General features: G+C 68.7%; 22 protein-coding genes. 8 read left to right on the top strand and 14 right to left on the bottom strand.

From position 1 onward, the window contains the following. Positions 1-87 precede the first annotated feature (87 nt). The 10 genes from ACFVVI_RS29395 to ACFVVI_RS29350 form a co-directional block, all read right to left on the bottom strand. Positions 88-816 (bottom strand): lysophospholipid acyltransferase family protein, encoded by a 729-nt coding sequence (locus ACFVVI_RS29395; protein ID WP_378992532.1) that lies wholly within the window; start codon positions 814-816, stop codon positions 88-90. Between the two features lie 113 nt (positions 817-929). Continuing rightward, the gene (locus ACFVVI_RS29390; protein WP_378636564.1) at positions 930-1,925 is read right to left on the bottom strand and encodes an ROK family protein; all 996 of its coding nucleotides are present in this window, start codon (positions 1,923-1,925) and stop codon (positions 930-932) included. Beyond that, entirely contained in the window at positions 1,922-2,623 is a 702-nt protein-coding gene (locus ACFVVI_RS29385) for a hypothetical protein (RefSeq protein WP_387447635.1), read from the bottom strand. The genes ACFVVI_RS29390 and ACFVVI_RS29385 overlap by 4 nt, the downstream gene beginning before the upstream one ends. Continuing rightward, positions 2,613-3,863: an ArsA family ATPase gene (locus ACFVVI_RS29380; RefSeq protein ID WP_387447685.1), complete on the bottom strand. Its 1,251-nt coding sequence runs from the start codon at positions 3,861-3,863 to the stop codon at positions 2,613-2,615. Before ACFVVI_RS29380 ends, ACFVVI_RS29385 begins: the two co-directional genes overlap by 11 nt. Before the next feature lie 26 nt (positions 3,864-3,889). Beyond that, entirely contained in the window at positions 3,890-4,327 is a 438-nt protein-coding gene (locus ACFVVI_RS29375) for an SRPBCC family protein (protein WP_378992534.1), read from the bottom strand. 39 nt (positions 4,328-4,366) lie between these two features. Continuing rightward, on the bottom strand, positions 4,367-4,762 hold the full coding sequence (locus ACFVVI_RS29370; RefSeq protein WP_378992536.1) for a polyketide cyclase / dehydrase and lipid transport: 396 nt from the start codon (positions 4,760-4,762) through the stop codon (positions 4,367-4,369). Between the two features lie 43 nt (positions 4,763-4,805). Beyond that, on the bottom strand, positions 4,806-5,933 hold the full coding sequence (locus ACFVVI_RS29365) for a glycosyltransferase family 4 protein (protein WP_378992538.1): 1,128 nt from the start codon (positions 5,931-5,933) through the stop codon (positions 4,806-4,808). Positions 5,934-6,000: 67 nt separating this feature from the next. Then, positions 6,001-7,008, bottom strand: coding sequence for a peptidase MA family metallohydrolase (locus ACFVVI_RS29360; protein ID WP_387447634.1), 1,008 nt, complete (start codon positions 7,006-7,008; stop codon positions 6,001-6,003). Between the two features lie 9 nt (positions 7,009-7,017). Beyond that, positions 7,018-8,082, bottom strand: a complete 1,065-nt coding sequence (locus ACFVVI_RS29355) for an NlpC/P60 family protein (RefSeq protein WP_378992541.1) — start codon at positions 8,080-8,082, stop codon at positions 7,018-7,020. A 224-nt stretch (positions 8,083-8,306) separates the two neighbouring features. Beyond that, positions 8,307-8,876 (bottom strand): C40 family peptidase, encoded by a 570-nt coding sequence (locus ACFVVI_RS29350; RefSeq protein WP_378636581.1) that lies wholly within the window; start codon positions 8,874-8,876, stop codon positions 8,307-8,309. A gap of 712 nt (positions 8,877-9,588) precedes the next feature. Between ACFVVI_RS29350 and ACFVVI_RS29345 the strand changes: the two genes are divergently transcribed. The 3 genes from ACFVVI_RS29345 to ACFVVI_RS29335 all read left to right on the top strand — a co-directional run bounded on the left by ACFVVI_RS29345 (position 9,589) and on the right by ACFVVI_RS29335 (position 12,385). After that, positions 9,589-11,448 carry a DEDD exonuclease domain-containing protein gene (locus ACFVVI_RS29345; protein ID WP_387447684.1) on the top strand — a complete coding sequence of 620 codons (1,860 nt, stop codon included), beginning with the start codon at positions 9,589-9,591 and terminating at the stop codon, positions 11,446-11,448. A gap of 105 nt (positions 11,449-11,553) precedes the next feature. Next, on the top strand, positions 11,554-12,105 hold the full coding sequence (locus tag ACFVVI_RS29340) for a phosphoribosylanthranilate isomerase (RefSeq protein WP_387447633.1): 552 nt from the start codon (positions 11,554-11,556) through the stop codon (positions 12,103-12,105). Positions 12,106-12,109: 4 nt separating this feature from the next. Beyond that, a complete protein-coding gene (locus ACFVVI_RS29335; protein ID WP_101463603.1) occupies positions 12,110-12,385 on the top strand; it encodes an Lrp/AsnC family transcriptional regulator in 276 nt (91 codons plus the stop codon). 10 nt (positions 12,386-12,395) lie between these two features. Here ACFVVI_RS29335 and trpD read toward each other — a convergent pair whose 3' ends face one another. Beyond that, positions 12,396-13,457, bottom strand: a complete 1,062-nt coding sequence (trpD, locus tag ACFVVI_RS29330) for an anthranilate phosphoribosyltransferase (protein WP_378992544.1) — start codon at positions 13,455-13,457, stop codon at positions 12,396-12,398. A gap of 91 nt (positions 13,458-13,548) precedes the next feature. After that, positions 13,549-13,965: a hypothetical protein gene (locus tag ACFVVI_RS29325; RefSeq protein WP_378992545.1), complete on the bottom strand. Its 417-nt coding sequence runs from the start codon at positions 13,963-13,965 to the stop codon at positions 13,549-13,551. 179 nt (positions 13,966-14,144) lie between these two features. Between ACFVVI_RS29325 and ACFVVI_RS29320 the strand changes: the two genes are divergently transcribed. The 4 genes from ACFVVI_RS29320 (at position 14,145) to ACFVVI_RS29305 (ending at position 18,518) form a co-directional block, all read left to right on the top strand. Further along, positions 14,145-14,756 carry a heme-copper oxidase subunit III gene (locus ACFVVI_RS29320; RefSeq protein ID WP_378712418.1) on the top strand — a complete coding sequence of 204 codons (612 nt, stop codon included), beginning with the start codon at positions 14,145-14,147 and terminating at the stop codon, positions 14,754-14,756. 57 nt (positions 14,757-14,813) lie between these two features. Then, the gene (locus ACFVVI_RS29315) at positions 14,814-15,686 is read left to right on the top strand and encodes a c-type cytochrome (RefSeq protein ID WP_378992546.1); all 873 of its coding nucleotides are present in this window, start codon (positions 14,814-14,816) and stop codon (positions 15,684-15,686) included. A gap of 73 nt (positions 15,687-15,759) precedes the next feature. Continuing rightward, positions 15,760-16,899 (top strand): ubiquinol-cytochrome c reductase iron-sulfur subunit, encoded by a 1,140-nt coding sequence (locus ACFVVI_RS29310; RefSeq protein ID WP_378992547.1) that lies wholly within the window; start codon positions 15,760-15,762, stop codon positions 16,897-16,899. Beyond that, positions 16,896-18,518, top strand: a complete 1,623-nt coding sequence (locus tag ACFVVI_RS29305; protein ID WP_378992549.1) for a cytochrome bc complex cytochrome b subunit — start codon at positions 16,896-16,898, stop codon at positions 18,516-18,518. Before ACFVVI_RS29310 ends, ACFVVI_RS29305 begins: the two co-directional genes overlap by 4 nt. Positions 18,519-18,588: 70 nt before the next feature. Here the strand turns inward: ACFVVI_RS29305 and ACFVVI_RS29300 are convergent, their stop codons facing one another. Continuing rightward, the gene (locus tag ACFVVI_RS29300) at positions 18,589-19,086 is read right to left on the bottom strand and encodes a polyadenylate-specific 3'-exoribonuclease AS (protein ID WP_378992678.1); all 498 of its coding nucleotides are present in this window, start codon (positions 19,084-19,086) and stop codon (positions 18,589-18,591) included. A 179-nt stretch (positions 19,087-19,265) separates the two neighbouring features. Here ACFVVI_RS29300 and ACFVVI_RS29295 point away from each other — a divergent pair, with 179 nt between their 5' ends. Beyond that, positions 19,266-20,651: a class II 3-deoxy-7-phosphoheptulonate synthase gene (locus tag ACFVVI_RS29295; RefSeq protein ID WP_378636602.1), complete on the top strand. Its 1,386-nt coding sequence runs from the start codon at positions 19,266-19,268 to the stop codon at positions 20,649-20,651. A 78-nt stretch (positions 20,652-20,729) separates the two neighbouring features. Here ACFVVI_RS29295 and pknB read toward each other — a convergent pair whose 3' ends face one another. Beyond that, complete coding sequence (pknB, locus tag ACFVVI_RS29290) at positions 20,730-22,649, bottom strand: Stk1 family PASTA domain-containing Ser/Thr kinase (RefSeq protein ID WP_378992680.1); 1,920 nt, start codon at positions 22,647-22,649, stop codon at positions 20,730-20,732. Between the last annotated feature and the right edge of the window lie 64 nt (positions 22,650-22,713).

Here is a 22,713-nt window from a genome sequence, read left to right as displayed (position 1 = left end):
CCGGGCAACGGCGGACGCGTGCGCGGAGAAACGATCCGGGCAACGACGACGTACGCCGGTTCATCGTGTGGCGCACCAGGGTTCGGCTCAGCCGGCCTTGGTCTCGGGGATGCGGGTGGCGTCGATCTGGTTGTCGGTGGGCGCGACGCCCTTCTTGAGGCTGTGCGCGTACACGTCGACATATTCCTGGCCGGTGAGCCGCATCAGCTCGTACATCACCTCGTCGGTGACAGCGCGTTCGACGAAGCGGTTACCGCTCATGCCCTCGTAGCGCGAGAAATCAAGAGGCGCACCGAACTTCAGCGTGACCTTCTGGCGACGCCACTTGAACGGTCCGGGCGGGCTCACCTTGTCGGTGCCGATCACCGCGACCGGGATCACCGGGACGCCGGTCTCCAGCGCGAGGCGCGCCATGCCGGTCTTGCCCTTGTAGAGGCGGCCGTCGGGGGAGCGGGTGCCCTCGGGGTACAGGCCGACGAGGCGACCTTCGTCGAGGAGTTTGGTGGCGGCGATGAGTGCGTCGTCGGCAGCCGAGGCGCCACTGCGATCGATCGGGTACTGGCCGGTGCCGCTGAAGAAGAACTTCTGCAGGCGCCCCTTGAAGCCAGGGGTGGTGAAGTACTCCGCCTTGGCGAGGTAGTTGATCCGCCGCGGGCTCAGCAGCGGTGCGAACAGCCAGTCGGAGAACGACAGATGGTTACCCGCCATGATCGCCGGTCCATCGGCCGGGACGTTCTCGAGGCCCTCGACAACGGGCCGGTTGTACAGATGCATGAACGGTCCCGGGAAGACGTACTTGAGCAGCCAATAGAACATGGCGTCCTTTCTTCGGACCGGGATCGTGGTGTGCGGCTTCGGACAACGACTTTACCGCTGGTCGCAGGTCACAACCAACCCGAGCTGGTAGCTGGAGCACATGGCTGTGACCCTTATCTCGCCGCGCGACCGGCCACCGGCGCATCGACCGCCGCCCTGGCCAATTCCGCGGCGCCGATCATGCCCGCGGCCTCCCCGAGCTGCGTGGTGCGCAGACGCGCCAGCGGCCGATGCCCGGCTCCGGTGACCGCGCTCGCGTAGTGTTCGCGAGCCTCGTCGAGGAACAGCGGCGCCGAACTGCTCACCCCACCCGCGATCACCACGAGGTCGGGATCGAACAGGTCGCTGACGAAGGCGAGGCCGAGTCCGAGCCACCGCGCGAAGTCGGCCATCACCCGCACCGCGAGCGGATCGCCGTCCTGTGCGGCGCCCGCGACCCGGCGGCCGGTGAGCGAGCCGGGGTCGCGCAGCACATCGCGCGCCAGCACCGAACGCACGGGGTCGGTGGCGAGCATTTCGATGGCGGTGTCGGCCAGCGCCGTTCCGCTGCAGTAGCGCTCCCAGCAGCCGTGTTTGCCGCAGGGACAGGCACGGCCCTCGGGCACGACCTGGAGATGGCCGAGTTCGGGGGCGATGCCGTGGCTGCCGCGATAGAGCTGACCGTCGATGAGCAGCGCGGCGCCGATGCCGGTGCCGATCGCGACGAGCACCACCGTCTGCCCGCCCGCCGCCGCGCCGAAGCGGTACTCGGCCCAACCCGCGGCGTTCGCGTCGTGTTCGAGGATCACCGGTAGGCCCAGCCGCGCGGTGAGCCGTTGGGCGACCGGGGCGTTCTGCCACGGCAGGTGCGGGGCGAACAGGACCGTCGATTGATCGGTCGAGATGAAACCGGCGACGGCCAGCCCCACCGCCGCGATCGGATGCCGCCGGGCCAGCTCGCGCACCGAGCGGTCGATCGCGTCCTCGAGGGCGCGCGCCGAATGCGGGGTCGGCGCCTGCACAGTGTCGAGCACCTCACCGTCGACGTCGACCACCGAGGCACGAATGTTGGTGCCACCCACATCGATGCCGACGGTGAGCAGGTGTTGAGGGTCGATCCTGCTGGTCATCCCCGGATCGTCACCGGAATGTCGACATATTGCGAGCGCGGCGCGCGGGCGGCGGCCGACCGATCCTCGGCGGTGGGCCTGGGGCGCTGGTTCGGGTCGGCGGCCGTCGGCGGCGCGGTGGTGGCGAAAGCGGCAGCGTCCGGCGCGGTCGCGTCGGCGCGGTCGGGTTCGGGGGTGATGTGTGGTGTGCGCGTGGTCCGCGGCGCGTTGTACTCGTCGACCCGGCGCGGGCGAGGGGCGCTGGACTGGTCCGGGCGCGGGGCTCGCGAGCGCGGGCTGGAACCCGGATCCTGCAGACCCGTGGCACCGCTGGGGCGTGGGGGCTGACCTGTGGGCTCGTGTGCGGTGGCATGGTCGTCGGCCGAATTCGGGTGTCCCGCAGCGTGCTCGGCCCATTCCGGCGGGAGGACCGGTTCGACGGGAATGCCCGCGAGGGCTTCGCGCAGGACCGTCACCATGGAGGTGCCGTGGTCGGCGAGGGCCGCGACGACGTCGTGGTGGTCGCCGCGCAGCAGGGCCGCGGCCGCGCAGACCGGGCACCAGGCGCAACCGCCCAGGTCGGCCCGACCGTCGGCGGCGGTGCGGCGTAGCACGGGTTCGACCCGGGCGAGGAGAACTTCGGAGAGTAGGCGCAGCTCCTCGGTGAACTCGGCGAAGCCGTCGTGGCCGTGGCGCTCGGACTGGGAGTCAGTGCTCATCTGCGGTGGCCTTCGTGTAGTTCGGATCGGCGGGCCACACCCGCGGATCGGGCCGGAAGCGGACCACGAGGTGACCGGTGTCGAGTTCGGCGCCCGCCACTGTGCAGCGTCGCAGCACCGGCGCGAGGCGTACGCGTGTGCGTACCCCGTCGGCTCCCACGATCAGATCGTCCTCCACTCGGCCCAGCCGCAAGGTGCCGGGATCGACTACCGGCAGCCGCATCCGCATCGCGTACACGGAGTCGACACCGGAGCCGGACTCCCATCGAACCATCGGTTCGCCCGAATCCGCGCCCTGAGCGTGTTGGGCGGGCAGCGTGTCGACCGAATGTGAGAAGGCCGCCAGCGAATTCACCCCCACCGGCTCGGCGCCGGCGTGCTGGGCGATCAGGATCGGGACATCGGTGAGTTGCTCGTGTAGCCGGGCCACCACCTCGAGTTGCTCGGCGCGGCGGTTCAGATACCAGTGCACGGCCGGGTGGGCGTTGTCGCCGGGCGGTGGCACCGGGGTCAGCACCTTGTTCACCACCACCGCGTCCATCCGCAGGCCCAGCAACGCGGCCGCCGAACGCACCCGCCGCGCCTCGGCGACGGCGACCTGTTCGGGCCCGGTGATCAGGCGGGCGCTGGTGCGGGTGCGGTCGGCGAGGAGATCGCGGACCTGGGTCACCGCGACCACGACCCGTTCGACCGCGGCCGCGAGCACCGCCTTGCGGAGATCCAGTCCGATCGCGCTCATCGTGCGCGCATGCCGGGGCCAGAGGCGTTCGAGATAGTTGAGCATGGTGTCGGGGGCAGTGACGATGCGCAGCATGTCGGCCGAGGGCGGGCAATCGACGACGATGACGTCCCAGTCGTTCTCCTCGGCGTACTGGGCGATCTCGACCAGCATCAACAGTTCCTGCACACCGGGCAGCCCGGTCAGCTCGGCCGGGTCCAGCGCGGCGAGGTCGAAGCCGTGATCGTGGCCGCCGCCTGTGGCGAGCATCGTCACCACATCGCGGAAACGGTCCTCGAGCAGGGCGAGGGAATCGATCTCGATCACCTCGATGCCGGGCGCCACCCGGGCCACCCCGGCGACGGTGCCCGGATCGTGCGGGAAACGGAAACCGAGCGCGTCACCGAGCGAATGGGCCTGATCCAGCGAGGCGATCAGCACACGCTGACCCGAGCGGGCATAGGTCATGCTCGTCGCGCAGGCCAGCGTCGTCTTCCCGACACCACCCTTGCCGACGAACAGTTCGACGCGGGTACCGCCCGGGGCGCTCAGCCTTCGACCCGCTTCTTGAGCTCGTTGAGCGCGGTGTCGGTGATGACCTTCTCGGCTTTACGTTTGAACATGCCGATCATCGGGATGTTCAGGTCGACGGTGAGTTCGTAGACCACCTCGGTGCCACCCCCCGGCCGGTCCCGGAGTTCGTAGCTGCCGTCCTGGGCCTTCTGCAGGTCACCTTCGAGCAGCCGCCAGCTCACCGCTTTGCCGTCGGCGCGCCAGGTGTAGGACAGCACGTAGGTGTCCTTGACGACGCCGGCGTCGAGTACGAACCGTGCGGTGGCCGCGCGCCCTTCGGCATCGCGATCGACGACTTCGACCGACTTCGCGGCGGCCACCCACTCCGGATAGGACTCCAGATCCGCGATAACGGCCATCACCTGCTGCGACGGTGCGTCGATGAGAATCGATCTCTGAGTCCGGTCGGCCATGGCAGCCAAGCCCTCATTTCTGTCTGGGAACGATGCCTGTCAGGGGGCGGCGGGGATCGCGGGCGCGACGCCCGCGGGGCGACCGGCTTCTAGTCGTGCTTTGAGTTCGAAGGCCATGTTGCGGCCCGCGACCCGGCGGGCGCGATTGGCCGCGGCCAGCGCGCGCGGCGGCTTCGACGCGGCCGTGGTGGGCTCGGCGTGCAGGAAGTAGTGCAGGATGGCGCCCTCGGGGACGGCCTCGAGCCATACCTCCATGGTGCCGGTCAGCGCGCCTGCCACCGTCCAGCGGATGCCTTTGTCGCCGCGATCCTCGCGCACATCGAGGCGCAGGTCGGGCCACCAGCGGCGCCAGTTGTTCGCGGCGCTGAGCACCTCGGCGATCGCGGTGCCGGGTGCGGCGAGGAAGGTCTGATCTGCGACCTGGATACTGCTCACCCGGCTGAGCGTAGTGGACGCCACATCGGGCCCGGCCAAGGTGTCACCGCAGCAGTTCCCGCAACCGGGCGCCCTGACGGTCCCAATGCCAGTTCCGCTCCACCCAGGCCCGGCCGGCGGCACCCATCTCGGCCGCCTTGTCCCGGTCGGTGAGCAGCTCGACGATGGCATCGCTGATCTGCGGGACCGACCGGCCGTGCACCACGATGCCGGTCTCGCCCTCGCGCACCGTCTCGGGGGCGCCGCCGGAGTCACCCGCCACGACCGGGACCCCGGTCGCCGACGCCTCGAGGAAGACGATCCCGAGCCCCTCGACGTCCAGGCCCGCCCCGCGTGTACGGCACGGCATCGCGAACACATCGGCGATCGTGTGATGGGCGGCCAGCTCGCCGGAGGGCACCCGCCCGGTGAACACCACACTGTCCTGCACGCCGAGCGCCTCGGCCAGCGCGCGCAGGCGCGTCTCGTACGGTCCACCGCCGGCGATCACCAGCACCGCCCCGTCGACGCGCTCGCGGATCTCGCTCATCGCCACGATCAGCATGTCCTGGCCCTTGCGCGGGACCAGCCGCGACAGGCACAGCACCGTCGGGCGCTCGCCGAGGCCGTAGCGGGCGCGCAGCTCCTCCCGGGCGGCCGGGTCGGGCCGGAACTCGGTGGGGTCGACGCCCGGCGGCAGATGTTCGAGGGCCGCGCGCGGACCGAAGGCCGAGGCGAAACGGCCGCGGGTGTACTTGCTGACGTAGGTCACCACATCGGTGTGCTCGCCGATCGACCGCAGCACCTGGCGCGAACCGGGCAGCATCGACCAGCCGACCTCGTGACCGTGGGTACTGGCCAGGATGCGCTCCGCGCCCGCGCGCCGCAGCATCGGCGCCATCGCCGCCAGGGGAGCGGCCGCGCCGAACCACACGGTGTCGCAGCCGTGTTCGCGCAGCAGCGCACTCGCCCGCTTGATGACCGCGGGGGTCGGCAACATCAGTGTCGTCGGATGACGCACCACCTGGAACTTCTGCGCGGCGTCGAACTTCTCGTGGCTGTCACCGCGCCAGCGCGGGGCGTACACCACCAGGTCCTCGGGCGGCAGCTGATTCGACAGCGCCTGCAGATACGACTGGATTCCGCCCGGCCGAGGCGGGAAATCGTTGGTAACCAGCAGAGTTCGGGCCATAAGAGAACAACCTAATCGGTCGGCTGACGGGTGGGCGGACGTGGTCGGGCGTACCCGCGCCTGCCCGTCATGCGGCGCGGCCGCGCAACCAGGCCCGCCACCCGTCCAGCAACTCAGCGCGCGAGGCCCCGAGCACGGCCGTGAACGCCGCATCCTGGGCCGCGGGGGATTGCGGGCCGGTGGCCAGGCGCTTGTACAAGGTGGTGAGGGCGGCGGTGCCGTAGCGGTCGGCGAGGAAGGCGCAGGTGCTCCACGCGCTTTCGTAGGCGTAGGCCGCGTCGACACCGGTGAAATCGGTATCGGCGACGAGTTCGGTGGGCAGGGCGCCGCCGCGCAACCGGGTGGTCAGCGTGGGCGCGATCTGGGAGAAGGTGGTCTGCTGATCGCGCTGAGCGACGTACTCCGCGAAGCCCTCCAGCATCCACAGCGGTGCGCCGTCGGTGGTGTCGGCTCGGGTGGCGAGGTGGGTGAGTTCGTGGCGCAGCAGCGTGGCCATGCCCTCGTTGCCGACCCGCCTGCGGGCGTCGGGGTTGAACACGATGCGCTGGTCGGTAGGCTGGGTGCCCGGGGTGTAGGACCCGGTGAGCGACACGGCGGCCACGTCGGCGCCGGTGGCGCCCGCGGACCTGGTCAGCGCGGTGAATTCGGCGGGAGTGCTCGCCACGACCACCACGGGCGCGCGATTCCACTCGGTGCCCCACACCGCGCTCACATCCGAAATGGCTCGGCCCAGCTGTTGTTCGAGGACATCGAGATCGGCGCGATGGCTGGGGTGGGCCACCAGCAGCGCCGGGGCCGCGGCACCGTCGGCGACTTCACGCACCAGGATCGGGCCATAGGGTTGCAGCTCGCGGCGCACCGGACTCAAGCGCGGATTGTCGATGCCCTCGGAGGTGTCGAGGACTTCGGCCTCGTCGGTGGCCAGCTGCAACGGACCCGCGTTGCGCGGCACCAGGATCAGTGCCACGCACGCCCCGGTCAACAGTGTGACCGAGGCGAGCGTGATGCAGAATTCCAGGCGGCCGTTCGACGAGAACCACGAACGCAGGCCCGAGCGGGGGGACGGATCGGTCACCGGTCTTGCTCAGTATCGCCGGGCCGAGTGGTACGGGGTGGTGTTGATCGGCGCGACAGCGACCGGCACGCCGAACGTGGAGGCGTGCACCATCATTCCGTTGCCCGCGTAGATGCCGACGTGGGTGATGTCGGGATAGAACAGGATCACGTCGCCGGGCAGCAGTTCGTCCTTGGACACCGGCGTGCCGTAGCCCGCCTGCTGGGAACTGGTGCGCGGCACGTTCTTGCCGACCTGCTTGAACGCCCACTGCACGAGACCGGAGCAGTCGAACTGATCGGGCCCGGTGGCGCCCCAGACATACGGATCGCCGACGCGGGTGAGGGCGGCGGCCAGCGCGCTGGTGCCGCTGCCGGGGACCAGGCCCGCGAGCAGCGAATCACGGTCGAAGCCAGGGGGGAACGGTGAACCGGCCAGCGTCGACTTGTCGCGCGCCGAGAGCTGGCTCCACGCCTCGACCACCGAGGTGGTCGAGGCGGCGAGGTCCTGGCGTTTGCGTTCGACGTCGGCGCGCACCGCGTCGGCGGCGGTGGTCGCGGCGTGCGCCGCCTCGGCGGCGGTGCGGGCGACGGCGTCGGCCGCGGTGGCGGCGTCGGCGGCCTGCTTGAACTGGCGGACCGTGTCGGTGGTCTGCTGGGCGAGCACGTCCAGCGTCGACATCTTGTCCAGCAACTGCTGCGGTGAACCGCTCGACAGCACGGCGAACATGCTGTTGGTGCGTACGCCGGTATAGGCGGCCACGGCGGTGCGGTCGATCATCGGCTGGAACCTGCGCACTTCGGCGCGGGCGGCCTCGACGACCGCGGAGGTGGCGGCGACCTTGTCGTCGGCTTCGCGTTGCAGCGCGAGCTTGGCGTCGAGATCGCCTTGCGCGGTGAGTGCGAGCTGGTTGAGCTGCTCGGACTGGCGAGAGAGGTCGACCATGCGCGAGATCGCGTCGGTCGCGGTGGTCGGCATGGCCACGGGGTCGGCACCGGAGGGGCCGGCGGTGTAGATCGCGCACACCAGGATCGCGGCGGAAAGGGCTCCGGCGAAACCACGCGTGGCGTGCGAATTCCGGTGGTGTGCAGTCACAGTGGCCCGTGCCCCGTTCTCTCGTTGTCCGCCGATACAGCGCACTACCTGAGCGCGATCTCCTCGTCAGCCGAGAAGGTCTCGATCAGGTTACGGAACTGTATGCAGTCGTGTCCAGTAAAGGTACGTGCGCCGTCCAACCCAGTGGACGGCGCACGTACCCGGACGATCAGTGCCGTGACGGTGCGCACTTCCCCGCGAACTGCGCATCATGCGGCATTCGATCAGAAGCGTCGAGCACCCGCGAACGGCATCGACGACAGCGACGCGATCTGAACGGGGGTGCCCGCGGTGGAGGCGTGCACGACATTGCCGTCACCGGCGTACAGACCGGAGTGGCCGCCGCCGTAGAACGACACCATGTCGCCGGGCTGCAGGGCATCGATGGAGACCGGGGTGCCGGCGCCCAGCTGGGCGTCGCTGGTGCGCGGAATGTCCATGCCGGCCTGGGCGTAGGCCCACTGGACCAGACCCGAGCAGTCGAAGGCGTTCGGGCCCGCGGCGCCGTAGACGTAGGGCGAGCCGATCTTGCTCAGCGCGGCATCGAGGGCGATGTCGGCGGCGGTGGCGCGCGGTGCGGTGAAAACCTGCGGCGCGGCCGGGATCTCGATGCCGGGGACGCCCTGGGGCAGCGGAATCTCGTTCGGAACCTCGAAAGTGCCGATGCCGGGCACGGTCACCGGGGTGGCCGATGCCGGGGCGGCCGGCAGGAGGAACGCGCCGATGGTGGCAGCGCCGACGGCTCCGACGGCAACGGCACGCTGCGCCTGACGCTTGACGGTGTTGTTCGCCATGATGCGGAACTTCCAATCTGCCCCACGACGCCGTGTCCGTTTGACGCGGCGGGCTTCGTCTCGCTGACCGTTTCCGATCGGCGGGACTCCGTGAGGTCTCAAAAAGGTTACGAAGACATCACGGGGGTTTGTAAAGTCGGACATCGGTCCAAGGGGGGTTTCGGCTGATATCACCGAAGAATGTGTGCGAGCTGAGTCACACCCGATCACGAAACGATAACGCCAGGTCGCGGCGATCGAGATTTCCGGGTGCTACCGGCGCGTCGCCAATAGGGTTCGCGCGGCGATTTCGGTACCCAGAATCGGTAAATCCGCAGGTCGTACACGCTCGGAGTGCGGTTTGCCTGCGTGTCGGACGGTTCGCCTCACGGGCGGCGCGCCGTAAGCTGCGGCGCGCGCAGATCGGTAAGGCCGATTACCCATTGAAATCTGATGAACTCATGTGAATTCGATAAGAATGTGAGCCCGGTCACAAATCAGTTTGATCTTGGGCATTTTGTTCGCATCAGAACGAAAGTCTCGCGCCGAATTGTCGGCTCCGAAGATCACGGCCCCGGGTTGTGCCGGGTCGCGGGACGGGTCGCCGGGTGGTTCTCTCCGACATCTACTGGCCATGGCCGACTCGATGCGCTCGGAGGAGGTGCGCCCGAGCGGCTGGGCGGTCATCGAGTTCGGGCCGAGCTTGTCGGACCCCCGTCCTACGCTGCTCGCCGTGCCCGATCCCGTTCCGCTCCCGGCTGCCGCCCGGCAGTTGGCCTTCGACGAGCTCGATACCCCGCTGTATGCCACCACTTTCGTCGTCGTCGACCTCGAAACGACCGGGACCAGCGCTGATCGGGACGCGATCACCGAGATCGGGGCGGTGAAGGTGCGCGGCGGTGAGGTGCTGGGGGAGTTCGCGACCCTGGTGAATCCGGGGTACGCGATTCCGCCCGCCATCGTGCAGATCACCGGGATCACCACGGCGATGGTGTACGAGGCGCCGCGGATCGAGGGGGTGCTGCCGGGGTTCTTCGAGTTCGCCGCCGGGGCAGTGCTGGTGGCGCACAACGCGCGGTTCGACACCGCGTTTCTCAAAGCGGCCGCGGCGCGTCAGGACATCGCGTGGCCCAATCCGCAGGTGTTGTGCACCGTGAAGCTGGCGCGGCGGGTGCTCACGCGTGACGAGGCCCCGTCGGCACGACTCGGGGTGCTGGCACAGCTCCTCGGTGCGTCGACGACACCGACGCACCGCGCGCTCGACGACGCCCGCGCCACCGTCGACGTGCTGCACGCGTTGATCGGCCGGGTCGGCAATCAGGGCGTACACAGCCTGACCGAGCTGCTCGACTACCTGCCCGGCGTCACCGGAACCCAGCGCGCCAAGCGCACTTTCGCGACCGATCTGCCTGCCGCGCCCGGCGTCTATCTCTTCCGCGGACCGTCGGACGAAGTCCTCTATATAGGGACTGCGGTGAATCTGCGCCGTCGTGTCCGCAACTACTTCACCGGTTCGGAGACCCGCAGCCGGATGAAAGAGATGGTGGCACTGGCGATTCGGGTCGACCATGTGGTGTGCGCGCACGGCCTCGAAGCCGGGGTGCGCGAGCTGCGGTTGCTCGCCGCGCACGCGCCGCCGTACAACCGCCGCTCGAAATTCCCCAAGCGTGGGTGGTGGCTCACCCTGAGCGAGGAGGCGTTCCCCCGGTTGACCGCGGTGCGCACCCCGACCCGGACTGCGGTGGGGCCGTTCAATTCCCGGACCGACGCCGTCGACGTGGCGTCCACGATCGCCGAATTCGCCGGAATCCGAACCTGCGCCACCCGCCTCACCCGCACGGCGAAACACACCTGCCCGCCCGCGGTGGTCGGCGGCTGTCCCGCCGCGCGCCACGACGCTGACCACAACGCCACGAGCTACGCTCCGGCCGTCGACGCGGTCCGCGACCTGTTCACCGGCCGCGCCGACACCCTGCTCCGCGCGATGATCGATCGAATCGAAACATATTCCACCGCAGAGCATTTCGAGGCAGCGGCGCGCTTGCGCGACCGCACCGCCACCGTCGTCACGAAACTGCACCGCACCCAGCGTCTCGCCGCCCTCGCTCGCCTCGCGGAACTGATCATCGCCCTCCCCGACGGTGCGGGCGGCTGGGAATTCTCTGTCATCCGCTACGGCCGCCTCGCCGCCGCGGGCACCGCTGCGCGCGGCACTCCACCGATGGCCGTTGTCGATCAGATCGTCGCCGCCGCCGAAACAGTGATCCCCGACCTGGGCATCGCGTCGCCGGGTAGCGGGACCCAGCGGTCGGCAGCTGAGTCCGATCGGGTGAATGCGCCGGAAGTGGCGTTCTCCCTCGACGGTGCGGTCGTCGACCTCGGCGACCGCATCCCACCCCTGCGCGGAGCTCCACCGGAGGAAGTCGGCGTCATCGCTCGCTGGCTTGCCAAACCCGGCGCGCGGATCGTGCGGACCAGCGACGGGTACCACGAACCGCTGCACGGTGCGGCGCGCTGGGTGGGCTGGGCGCAGCTCGCGCGCACGGCCGCGACCACCAGGAGCGAACAGGAGGAGTATCTGGCCGAACGCTGACGAGCCACACCGGGGCGGCCGAGGCAGGCGAGAACAACCCGTCCTGGATCATGGACGACGACTCCGCGCACGGTGGCGGGGCCCGAGGACAAGGAGCAGCGGCGAATGTTCGTGAAGGTGTGCGGTCTGACCACCGAGGAACAGATCGACTGGGCGATCGAGCTCGGGTACTCCGCGATCGGCGTCATGGTGACGACGAAGAGCAAGCGCTACCGCACCCCCGAACAGGCACGCGCGCTCGCCGGCTACGCGCGTGGTCGCATCACCACCTTCGCCGTCGCCCTCGAGGCGCGCGAGGTCGCCGAGGTAGCGGACGCGTTCGACGTCGTGCAGCTCTATGAGTGGACCGACCTGCCGAACCTGGCCTTCTGCTCCTCGAACCCGCCGGAACCGGGTCAGACCAGCGAATACTTCTTCTACGACGCCAGCGCGGGCTCCGGTGTGTTCGAGGAATTCCCCGATTGGGTCCGCGCGCAACCGGGCCGGGTGGTGCTGGCGGGCGGCCTGGACCCCGACAACGTCGCCGATGTGATCGCCCGGCACCGTCCCTATGGCGTGGACGTGTCCAGTTCGGTGGAAGCGGCACCCGGGGTGAAGAGCTATGACCTGATGCGTCGGTTCAAAGCGGCCACCGAGCGGCCCGAAGTTCTAGAGTGATCCCATGATTACCGCGATCGTGATGATCCAGGCGCAGAACTCTCGCATCCCCGAGACCGCGCAGGCCCTCGCCGACACCGAAGGAGTCGCCGAGGTGTACTCCTGCGCCGGTGACGTGGACCTGATCGCGATCGTGCGCGTGCGCGACCACGCGCGCATCGCCGAAGTGGTCACCGCGGGCATCGACAAGGTGGACGGCGTGGTCCGCACCACCACCCACATCGCGTTCAAGTCCTATTCCAGCGCCGACGTGGAAGCCGGATTCTCGCTGGGGGAGTGAGCCTTCGGGGTCAGTTCTCGTCGAGCGTCCTGGTGAGTTCGGCCCAGCTCTGCAGCAGCTTCGCCGCCGCCCCGCTGTCCACCGCGGCGGCGGCGCGCTCGAGCCCGTCGGTCAGCGCCGCGTCCAGGTCGAGATCGACATCGCCGACCCCGCGCGAGAGGTCGTAAGCCACGATCGCCGCGGCCGAGTTCAACAGCACCGCGTCACGGACAGGTCCGGCCGTCCCCGCGAAGACATCGCGCGCGACCTGGGCGTTGACCTCGGCATCCCCGCCACGCAGGTCGTCCAGGTCCACCCTCGCGATGCCGAGCCGCGTCGGATCGATCAGCGTTCGACGGATCCGCCCACCACTGACCACCCACACGTCGGTCAGATCCGAAGTGGTGATCTCGTCGAGCCCGTCACGCCCACGCACGACCAGCGCACTCGACCCACGCGCCTCGAACACCCCGGCGATCACGGGCGCGAGATCGGCGAACGCGCACCCGATCAGCCCGGCGCGCGGCTGCGCCGGATTGGTCAGCGGGCCCAACACGTTGAACACGGTCGGAATGCCGATCTCCTTGCGCGCCGCCCCGGCGAAACGCAGGCCGGAGTGGAACAGCGGCGCGAAACAGAACCCGATCCCCGCCTCGCGCACCGATCGCGCCACCGACCCGGGGCCGAGCGCGAGCTTCACACCCAGCGCTTCGAGCACATCGGCACCACCGGACTTCGACGACGCCGCCCGGTTCCCGTGCTTGACCACGGGGACCCCGGCCGCGGCCACGACCACCGCGGACATGGTCGAGATGTTCACCGACCCCGAACGATCGCCGCCGGTGCCGACGACATCGACCGCGTCGCCGTCGACGTGAACCAGCCGCGCGTGCCCGAGCATCCCGGCCACCATGCCCGCCAGTTCGGTCGGCGTGGGGCCCTTGATCTTCATGGCGACCCCGAACGCCGCGATCTGGGCGGCGGTGGCGTTGTCGGTGAAGATCTCGTCGATCACCCAGGTGGTGTCGTCCGCGGCCAGGTCGCCACCGTCGGCGAGGGTTCCGAGCACCTGGGCCCAGCTGCGCACGCTCATCTGCTCTGCTTCTCCTTCGACGACACCGTTGCGCCACTGTAGATCGGGCGCGCGGAGGTGGCGCAAGGTCTTTTGCGCCGTCGGGCAAAGTTTACGGGGCGGTGCGCGGGGGTTGCAGCGCGTCCCAGCCGTCGGCGACGCCGTCGTGGCGCTGGGCGAGCCCGGCCATCCGTGAGCGTTCCTGCGAGCAGGTCAGCGGATCGAGCCGTTGCACCCGCTGCAGGATGATCGGGACCAGGTCCGCGGCCGGCGCGGCGGGCTCGGCGCGTTCGTATCCGTCATACCCGGCGATCTCGCACGCGGCCTCGATCTGCCCGGCGGGCAGCCGCAGATGGTGGCGCAACACCGCATCGGCCTCCCGATCCAGCTCGCTCGCCCGATCCAGCGCGGTCGAACAAGCCTCGACATCGTCGAAACTCGACGCGACCACCACAAGATCGTCGCGCCCCGGGTCCAACTCCCGCGCCGACCCACCGAACAGCCGCCGCCACATCCGCACCACGACCATCGCCGCCTCCTCGTCTCAGCCTATCCACATCCAACGCTGTCACAATGAGTTGTCGCGCGGTCGTCGCCAACACGCCGACGGAAGTCGTAGACCCCCTCTGTGCGTGGGTTTTCCGACTGGCGCCACAAACTTTCGTACCCGGGTACATGTGTCGTACTACGAAGAGTCATACTTACCCCGTGACGACCGCAGTAGGCACCCCAGGATCGGCCATTACTCAGCGTGTGCATTCGCTGAACCGGCCCAACATGGTCAGCGTCGGAACCATCATCTGGCTGTCGAGCGAGCTGATGTTCTTCGCCGGACTGTTCGCCATGTACTTCGTTGCTCGCGCGCAGGCGCACGGGAACTGGCCCCCGGAGCCGACCGAGCTGAACATGAAGCTCGCGATTCCGGTGACGGCCGTGCTGATCGCGTCCTCGTTCACCTGCCAGATGGGTGTGTTCGCGGCGGAGAAGGGCGACGTGTTCGGCCTTCGTCGCTGGTACAGCATCACCCTGCTGATGGGCGCGTTCTTCGTCGCCGGGCAGGGCTACGAGTACTACCACCTGGTGGAGGAGGGAACTTCGATCGCCGGCAGCTCGTACGGCTCGGTTTTCTACATCACCACCGGCTTCCACGGTCTGCACGTGATCGGCGGTCTGATCGCGTTCGTGTTCCTGCTCGTCCGCACCACGCTGAGCAAGTTCACCCCCGCCCAGGCCACCGCCGCGATCGTGGTGTCGTACTACTGGCACTTCGTCGACATCGTCTGGATCGGGCTGTTCGCCACGATCTACTTCGTCCGATAGCGCGCGGCGCGCACAGCATTTGCACAAGTCGGTTCCGTCTACTCCAAAGGGACACAGATGAGTTCATCTCCCCCGTCGGCCCCAGAGCCCGCCGGCCCCGGCGCCGGGCAGGACGCACAGGCCGCCAAGGCGCGTAAGCAGCGCCGCGCCCGTCGTCGTATCGCGGGTGCTCTCGCGCTGATGATCGGCTTGGTCGGAGCCGGCTTCCTGGCGACCGCGCTCACCCCGCAGGCGCAGGTCGCGACCGCGCACGAGGACCAGTCCGCGCTCATCCGCGAGGGCAAGCAGCTCTACGACACCTCCTGCATCACGTGCCACGGCGCGAACCTGCAGGGTGTCGCCGACCGTGGTCCGAGCCTGATCGGCGTCGGCGAGGCCGCGGTCTACTTCCAGGTCTCCTCCGGCCGCATGCCGATGGCCGCCAACGGCGCCCAGGCGCTGCGCAAGCCGGAGAAGTTCGACGCGCACCAGACCGACGCGCTCGGCGCCTACGTCGCCGCCAACGGCGGTGGCCCCTCGGTGATCCGCGACGCCAACGGTGAGATCGCCCAGGAGTCGCTGCGCGGCGACGACATCGCCCGTGGCTCGGAGCTGTTCCGCATGAACTGCGCCTCCTGCCACAACTTCACCGGTCGCGGTGGCGCGCTCTCCGGCGGCAAGTTCGCGCCGCCGCTGGCCGAGGCCAGTGAGCAGCAGATCTACCAGGCTATGGTCACCGGCCCGCAGAACATGCCCAAGTTCTCCGACCGGCAGCTGACGTCGGAGGAGAAGCGCGACATCGTCGCCTACGTCAAGAACTCCGCCGAGGAGAAGTCGCCCGGCGGCTGGGATCTCGGCGGGTTCGGTCCGGCGACCGAAGGTTTGGCGATCTGGGTCATCGGCATCACCGCCGTGGTCGGCGCCGCGATGTGGATCGGATCGCGGTCATGATCGGTCAGTGCGCGGAGGCGGCAGCGCAGCGTAACCACGCAGCGTGCCCGAGCATGACGAATTGGATGCAGCCATGAGTGGACAGGAGCACAGCGACATGGGTCGCGAACCCACCGAAGACGAACTGGACGCGATGTCGCGTGACGAGCTGGTCGAGCTCGGCACCAATCGCGACGACGTCGATGTCGTCTACCGCAACGAGCGGTGGCCGGTGCCGGGCACCAAGGCCGAGAAGCGCGCCGAACGTGCGGTCACGTTCTGGTTCGCCATCTCCGGCCTCGCCGCCGCCGCGCTCATCGGTGTCTTCCTGTTCTGGCCGTGGGAGTGGAAGGGCTACGGCGACGAGGGCCACAGCGCCTACTCGCTGTTCACCCCGCTCGTCGGCCTGACCTTCGGCATCTCGGTGCTGGTCATCGGTGTCGCCGTGGTGCTGATCCGCAAGCGGTTCATCCCCGCCGAGATCTCGATCCAGCAGCGCCACGACGGCCCCTCCGACGAGGTCGAGCGGCGCACCCTGGCGGCCGAGCTGCAGGACGCGCTCGACACCTCCACCCTCGGTCGTCGCAAGATGATGCTCGGTACCGCGGGCGCCGGTGTCGGTGTGCTCGGTATCGGCGCACTGCTGGTGTTCGTCGGCGGCATGGTGAAGAACCCGTGGGCCAAGGGCGACAAGTCGCCGCTGTGGGTCTCGGGCTGGACCCCGGACTACCCGGGCGAGACCGTCTACATCCGCCGCGACACCGGTCGCCCCGGCGACATCGTGCTGGTGCGTCCCGAAGACCTGGACGCCGGCTCGATGGAAACCGTGTTCCCGTGGAAAGAGAAGTGGCGCGGCGATGAGCACGCCACGCTCGAGTCGCTGCGCGGTATCCGCAACGCGGTCATGATGATCCGGTTGCGCACCGAAGACGCCGAGAAGGCGATCAAGCGCAAGGGCCAGGAGAGCTTCAACTTCGGCGACTACTTCGCCTACTCGAAGATCTGCACCCACCTCGGCTGCCCCACCTCGCTGTTCGAGCAGCAGACCAACCGGATCCTGTGCCCCTGCCACCAGTCGCAGTTCCTCGCGACCGAGTGGGCAAAGCCGGTCTTCGGTCCTGCCGCCCGCGCACTGCCTCAGCTGCCGATCACCGTCAACTCCGAGGGCTATTTGGTCGCCGCGGGCGACTTCATCGAGCCGCTCGGCCCGGCCTTCTGGGAGCGTCGTTCATGAGCGTTGTGGCCAATCAGGCAAATGAGATGGACGAGCGGTACCGCGCCGCCGCGTTCATGAAGCGTTCGATCAACAAGGTCTTCCCGACCCACTGGTCGTTCCTGCTGGGTGAGATCGCGCTCTACGCGTTCATCATCCTGCTGCTGTCGGGTGTGTACCTGACGCTGTTCTTCGACCCGTCGATGACCCACGTGGTCTACGACGGCGCCTACCAGCCGCTGCGCGGCGTCGGTATGTCGCGGGCCTACGAGACCGCGCTGAACATCTCCTTCGAGGTGCGCGGCGGTCTGTTCGTCCGGCAGATCCACCACTGGGCGGCCCTGCTGTTCGCGGCGTCGATCATCATCCACCTGTTCCGCATCTTCTTCACCGGCGCGTTCCGCAAGCCGCGTGAGGCGAACTGGGTGATCGGCTCGCTGCTGCTGATCCTGGCGATGTTCGAAGGCTTCTTCGGCTACTCGCTGCCCGACGATCTGCTCTCGGGCACCGGCCTGCGTGCCGCGTTCGGCGGTATCACCATGAGCCTGCCGGTCATCGGTACCTGGATGCACTGGCTGATGTTCGGCGGCGACTTCCCCGGCGACATCATCATCCCGCGCCTCTACATCGCGCACGTGCTGCTGCTGCCCGGCATCATCCTGGCGTTGATCGGCGCGCACGTCGCGCTGGTCTGGTACCAGAAGCACACCCAGTTCCCCGGACCGGCCCGCACCGAGCACAACGTCGTCGGCGCGCGCATCATCCCGGTGTTCGCCGCCGACCAGGGTGCGTTCTTCGCGTTCACCCTCGGCATCGTCGGCATCATGGGCGGTGTCCTGCAGATCAACCCGATCTGGAACCTGGGCCCGTACAACCCCTCTCAGGTCTCGGCGGGTTCACAGCCCGACTTCTACATGATGTGGACCGACGGTTTGGCGCGTCTGATGCCGCCGTGGGAGCTCTACCTCGGTCGCTACACGGTCCCGGCCGTGGTCTGGGTCGCGCTCATCATGGGCCTGGTGTTCACGCTGCTGATCGCCTACCCGTGGATCGAGAAGCGCCTCACCAACGACCACTCGGCGCATCACAACCTGCTCCAGCGTCCGCGCGACGTGCCGGTGCGTACCGCGATCGGTGCCATGGCGATCGCGTTCTACGTGGTGCTCACGCTCTCGTGTGTCAACGACATCATCGCGCTGAAGTTCGACATCTCGCTGAACGCGACCACCTGGATCGGTCGTATCGGCGTGCTGCTGCTGCCGCCGATCGCGTACTTCGTGACGTACCGGTTCTGCATCGGTCTGCAGCGCAGTGACCGGGCGGTGCTCGAGCACGGTATCGAGACCGGGGTGATCAAGCGTCTGCCGCACGGCGAGTACATCGAGGTGCACCAGCCGCTGGGCGGGGTCGACGCACACGGCCACGCCATCCCGCTGGAATACCAGGGCGCCCCGGTGCCCAAGAAGATGAACAAGCTCGGTTCGGCGGGCAAGCCCGGCACCGGTAGCTTCCTCAAGGCCGATCCCAAGGCCGAGGGCGAGTCCTGGGCCGAGATCGAGGAGAACGAGGAGCACCGGATGCTCACCGTTCTCGCCGAACAGCAGGCGATCGCGAACAACAGCGAGCCGTTCGGTCACTGATCGAACATCGCGAACAACGAAGGCCCCGAGTCGAATTCGACTCGGGGCCTTCGTTGTGCAGGACCGTGTCCTAGAGGCGCGGGGTGCGCCGGTATGTCTCGATGGCCTCGAACTTGGCCAGGTTGTGGCGGGCGTCGGCGAGTGCGTCGTGCGCGTCGTCCGGGATCGGCGGCAGGTCGGGGCTGCCGTGCGCGGCCCAGTGCTGGCGCAGCTCGTTGGTGTAGCGGGGCATGCCCTTGGGCAGCGCCGTCATGTCACCCCACAGCTGGCACAGCGCCACATGGTCGTAGGCGGACACCCACGCCCACAGCTCCGGCTGCACGCTCGGGCGCGGCAGGAAGAACTTGAACAGGTCGTCGCGGATCTGTTCCCTGGTGCGATACAGCGGCGACCCGGCGGCAGGCAGCTTCGGCAGCACATGCTTGCGCACCCACGGCCCGGCCCGCTTCGCATCGAATTCGGTGGAGACCGCGTAGTACTCGCGCCCGTCCTCACAGACGACGCCGATCGAGATCAGGTCGATCGTCACCCCATCCTCGATGAATTCCGAATCGTAGAAATATCGCAGGGAGATCGCCTCTTCGTGCCGGTGGGTTGCTCGTGGGGCTCCGGCGCGCCGGGCGATGGACCCCACGACGGGTCGACGAAACCCTATGTGGGCGCCCTGTGCGTGTTTCGCACGGGTCGGCGGTGGCTTCGCGGGTACGCCGGATAGTCGCTCGGACGCGCGGGTCGTATTCTGATCTGGTGACCTGGACCGTCGACGTACCCATTGACCGTTTGCCGGAACTGCCGCCGCTGCCCGAAGAGCTGCGTGGTCGCCTCGATGCCGCGCTGGCCCGGCCCGCTCTGCAGCAGCCGTCCTGGGACGCCGATGAGGCCGCCACCATGCGCACCGTGCTGGAGAGCGTGCCACCGATCTGCCTGCCCGCCGAGGTGGAGGACCTCAAGGCGCAGCTGGCCGCTGTCGCGCGCGGTGAGGCGTTCCTCATGCAGGGCGGTGACTGCGCGGAGACCTTCGCCGACAACACCGAGCCCCACATCCGCGGCAATATCCGCACGCTGCTGCAGATGGCCGTGGTACTCACCTACGGCGCGAGTATGCCGGTGGTGAAGGTGGCACGGATCGCGGGCCAGTACGCCAAGCCGCGTTCGTCCGACACCGACGCGCTGGGCCTGAAGTCCTACCGCGGCGACATGGTGAACTCGCTCGTCGCCGACGAGGCCCTGCGTCGTCACGACCCGTCGCGTCTGGTCCGTGCCTACGCCAACGCCAGCGCCGCGATGAACCTGGTTCGCGCCCTGACCAGCGCGGGCACCGCCGACCTGCACCGCCTGCACGACTGGAACCGTGACTTCGTCGCCCAGTCGCCCGCGGGCGCGCGCTACGAGACCCTCGCCGAGGAGATCGACCGCGGTCTGCGCTTCATGGCCGCCTGTCAGGTCAACGACCCGAGCCTGAAGACCGCGCGTATCTACGCCTCGCACGAGGCGCTCGTCCTCGACTACGAGCGCGCGATGCTGCGGCTGAGCGAGTCCGAGACCGGCGAACCGCTGCTCTACGACCTGTCCGCGCACTTCCTGTGGATCGGCGAACGCACCCGTCAGCTCGACGGCGCCCACATCGCGCTGGCCGAACTTCTCGCGAACCCGATCGGGCTCAAGATCGGGCCCACCACCACGCCGGAACTGGCCGTGGAATACGTCGAGCGGCTCGACCCGAACAACGAGCCCGGCCGGCTCACCCTGGTCGCCCGCATGGGCAACGGCAAGGTGCGTGATGTGCTGCCCCCGATCATCGAGAAGGTGCAGGCCACCGGCCACCAGGTCATCTGGCAGTGCGACCCCATGCACGGCAACACCCACGAGTCGTCCACCGGTTTCAAGACCCGCCACTTCGACCGCATCGTCGACGAGGTCCAGGGCTTCTTCGAGGTGCACCACGCCCTCGGCACCCACCCCGGCGGCCTGCACATCGAGCTGACCGGCGAGAACGTCACCGAGTGCCTCGGCGGCGCCCAGGACATCTCCGATCTCGACCTGGGCGGCCGCTACGAAACGGCCTGCGATCCCCGCCTGAACACCCAGCAATCCCTGGAACTGTCGTTCCTGGTCGCGGAAATGCTGCGCTGAATCAGCGGGACGAGCCCGGGGCGGTCAGCGGGGACCGCGCCCGGGTTTTTCTTTGTCCTTCTCGGGATCCTTGCCCCTTCAAGGCAGGGCGGTGAGCGTTACGACGCTGCCCGCCTCCACATTCGAGTTGAAGCCGGGAACCTGGCCGATGACCAGGGAACTGTCCGAGTCGGTGAGGGATTTGACCTCTACCCGCAGGCCGAGCTGTTGCAGTTTGGAGCGGGCGTTGCCGACGCTTTGACCCATCACATTGGGGACCTTCACCGCGTTCGACACGATCAGCGTCACGGTGTCGCCCGATTGCAGGGTGGTGCCGACGGCGGGCTCGGTCGCGATCGCCTTGTCGCCTTCGACGCTCTTGTCGAACTGCACGCGCGTGTCGCGAACGACCAGGCCCGCGGTGGTCAGCGCGGCGGCAGCCTCCTCGGCGGTCTTGCCCCGGACGTCGGGCACGTTGACAGGCTGGGAACCCTTGCTGCGGTACACCTTCACCTGCGCGCCCATCGGCAGGATCGTGCCGGGCGCCGGCTCCACCTTGGCCAGCGAACCCTTCGGCGCGGTACTGGCCGCCTCGCCGCTGTCGATCGGCTGCAAACCGGCATCGCGGATCGCCTGGTTGGTGGCGGCGAGCTGGTCACCGGGCTTGATATCGGGCACCCGCGGCTTTCCGTTGGAGATCAGCACCGCGACCGTGGAACTCTTGGTCACCCGCGACCCGGCCGACGGCTCGGAGCCGACGACCCCGCCCACCGGCACCGTGTCGGAGGCCTTCTGCCGCAACTCCGTCTCGAAACCGGCTTCCTGCAGGACCGCGACGGCCCGCTGGGAGTCCATGCCCGCGATCGGCGGCACCGCGGTGTAGCGACCGACGCCGAGCCACCAGCCGCCGATACCGACCAGCAGGGTCAGCGCGGTGACGATGCCCACCCACACCAAACCTGTTCGGCGCGAATGATCGTCGCCACCGCCGAACGCGCTCGCCGCCGGTGCGGGGGCGTACTCCTCCGGGCGCGGGCGCGGTGCGGTGACCACCCGGGTGTGGTGCGGTTCGGGCGCGGGGGAATGGTGCGCGGCCATCGGCGGCGGGGTCGCCGGGCGCTCGCCGGGATGATGCGCGGCGCCGGTCTGATAGCTCTCGCTGAGATGTTCGGCCGAATCGCGCGGTGCGGGCACCCGGTAGGGCGGCAGATTCAGTTCCATCGCGATCGTCTGCAGTTTCGCCGCCATCTCGTTGGCGTCGGCGAAGCGCTGCGCGGGGTCGCGGGAGGTGGCCTTGGCGACCAACGCGTCGAATTCGGGCGGTACGCCACCGATGAAGTTGCTCGGGGCGGGCACATCGTTCTCGACCCGCTGATACGCCACCGACAGCGAGTTGTCGCCGGTGAACGGCACCCGCCCGGTGAGCAGTTCGAAGATCAGGACGCCGAAGGAGTACACATCGCTGCGGGCATCGGCGGTACCGGTGGTGACCTGCTCGGGGGAGAGGTAGGCGGCGGTGCCGAGGATCACGCTCGCAGAGGTGGTGTTGGCCGCGGCCACGGCGCGGACCAGGCCGAAGTCGGCGATCTTCACCTCGCCCGCGTCGGAGATCAGCACGTTCTCCGGCTTCACGTCGCGGTGCACCAGGCCTGCGTCGTGGGCGGTGCCGATCGCGCGCAGCACCGGCTCGGCCACGGCGCGCACGGCGTGCGGCGGCATCGGCCCGCGTTCGCGCAGCAGCTCGCGCAGCGTGCCGCCCTCGACCAGTTCCATGATCAGGAACGGGTATTCGCCATCGACGCCCTGGTCGTACACGGCGACCAGCGACGGATGCTTGAGCTTGGCCACCGCCCGCGCCTCGAACTCGAAACGGCTGAGGAACTGCGGGTCAGCGGCGAACTTCGGGTCCATCACCTTGATCGCGACGGGGCGATCGAGCCGGGTGTCGGTCCCGCGGAAGACCATCGACATCCCGCCGCGAGCGATCGGCGCATCGATGCGATAGCGCCCTTCCAGCATCTGGCCGATCAAGTGATGTCCTCCGGCATTCAACCGGCCGCCGTGTGCGGCCACCACGATGGTA

The organism is Nocardia sp. NPDC058114, from assembly GCF_042884695.1.
Classification (GTDB): Bacteria; Actinomycetota; Actinomycetes; order Mycobacteriales; family Mycobacteriaceae; genus Nocardia.
The sequence above is the reverse complement of the archived record's forward strand: the minus strand, read 5'-3'. Positions and strand labels throughout refer to the sequence as shown.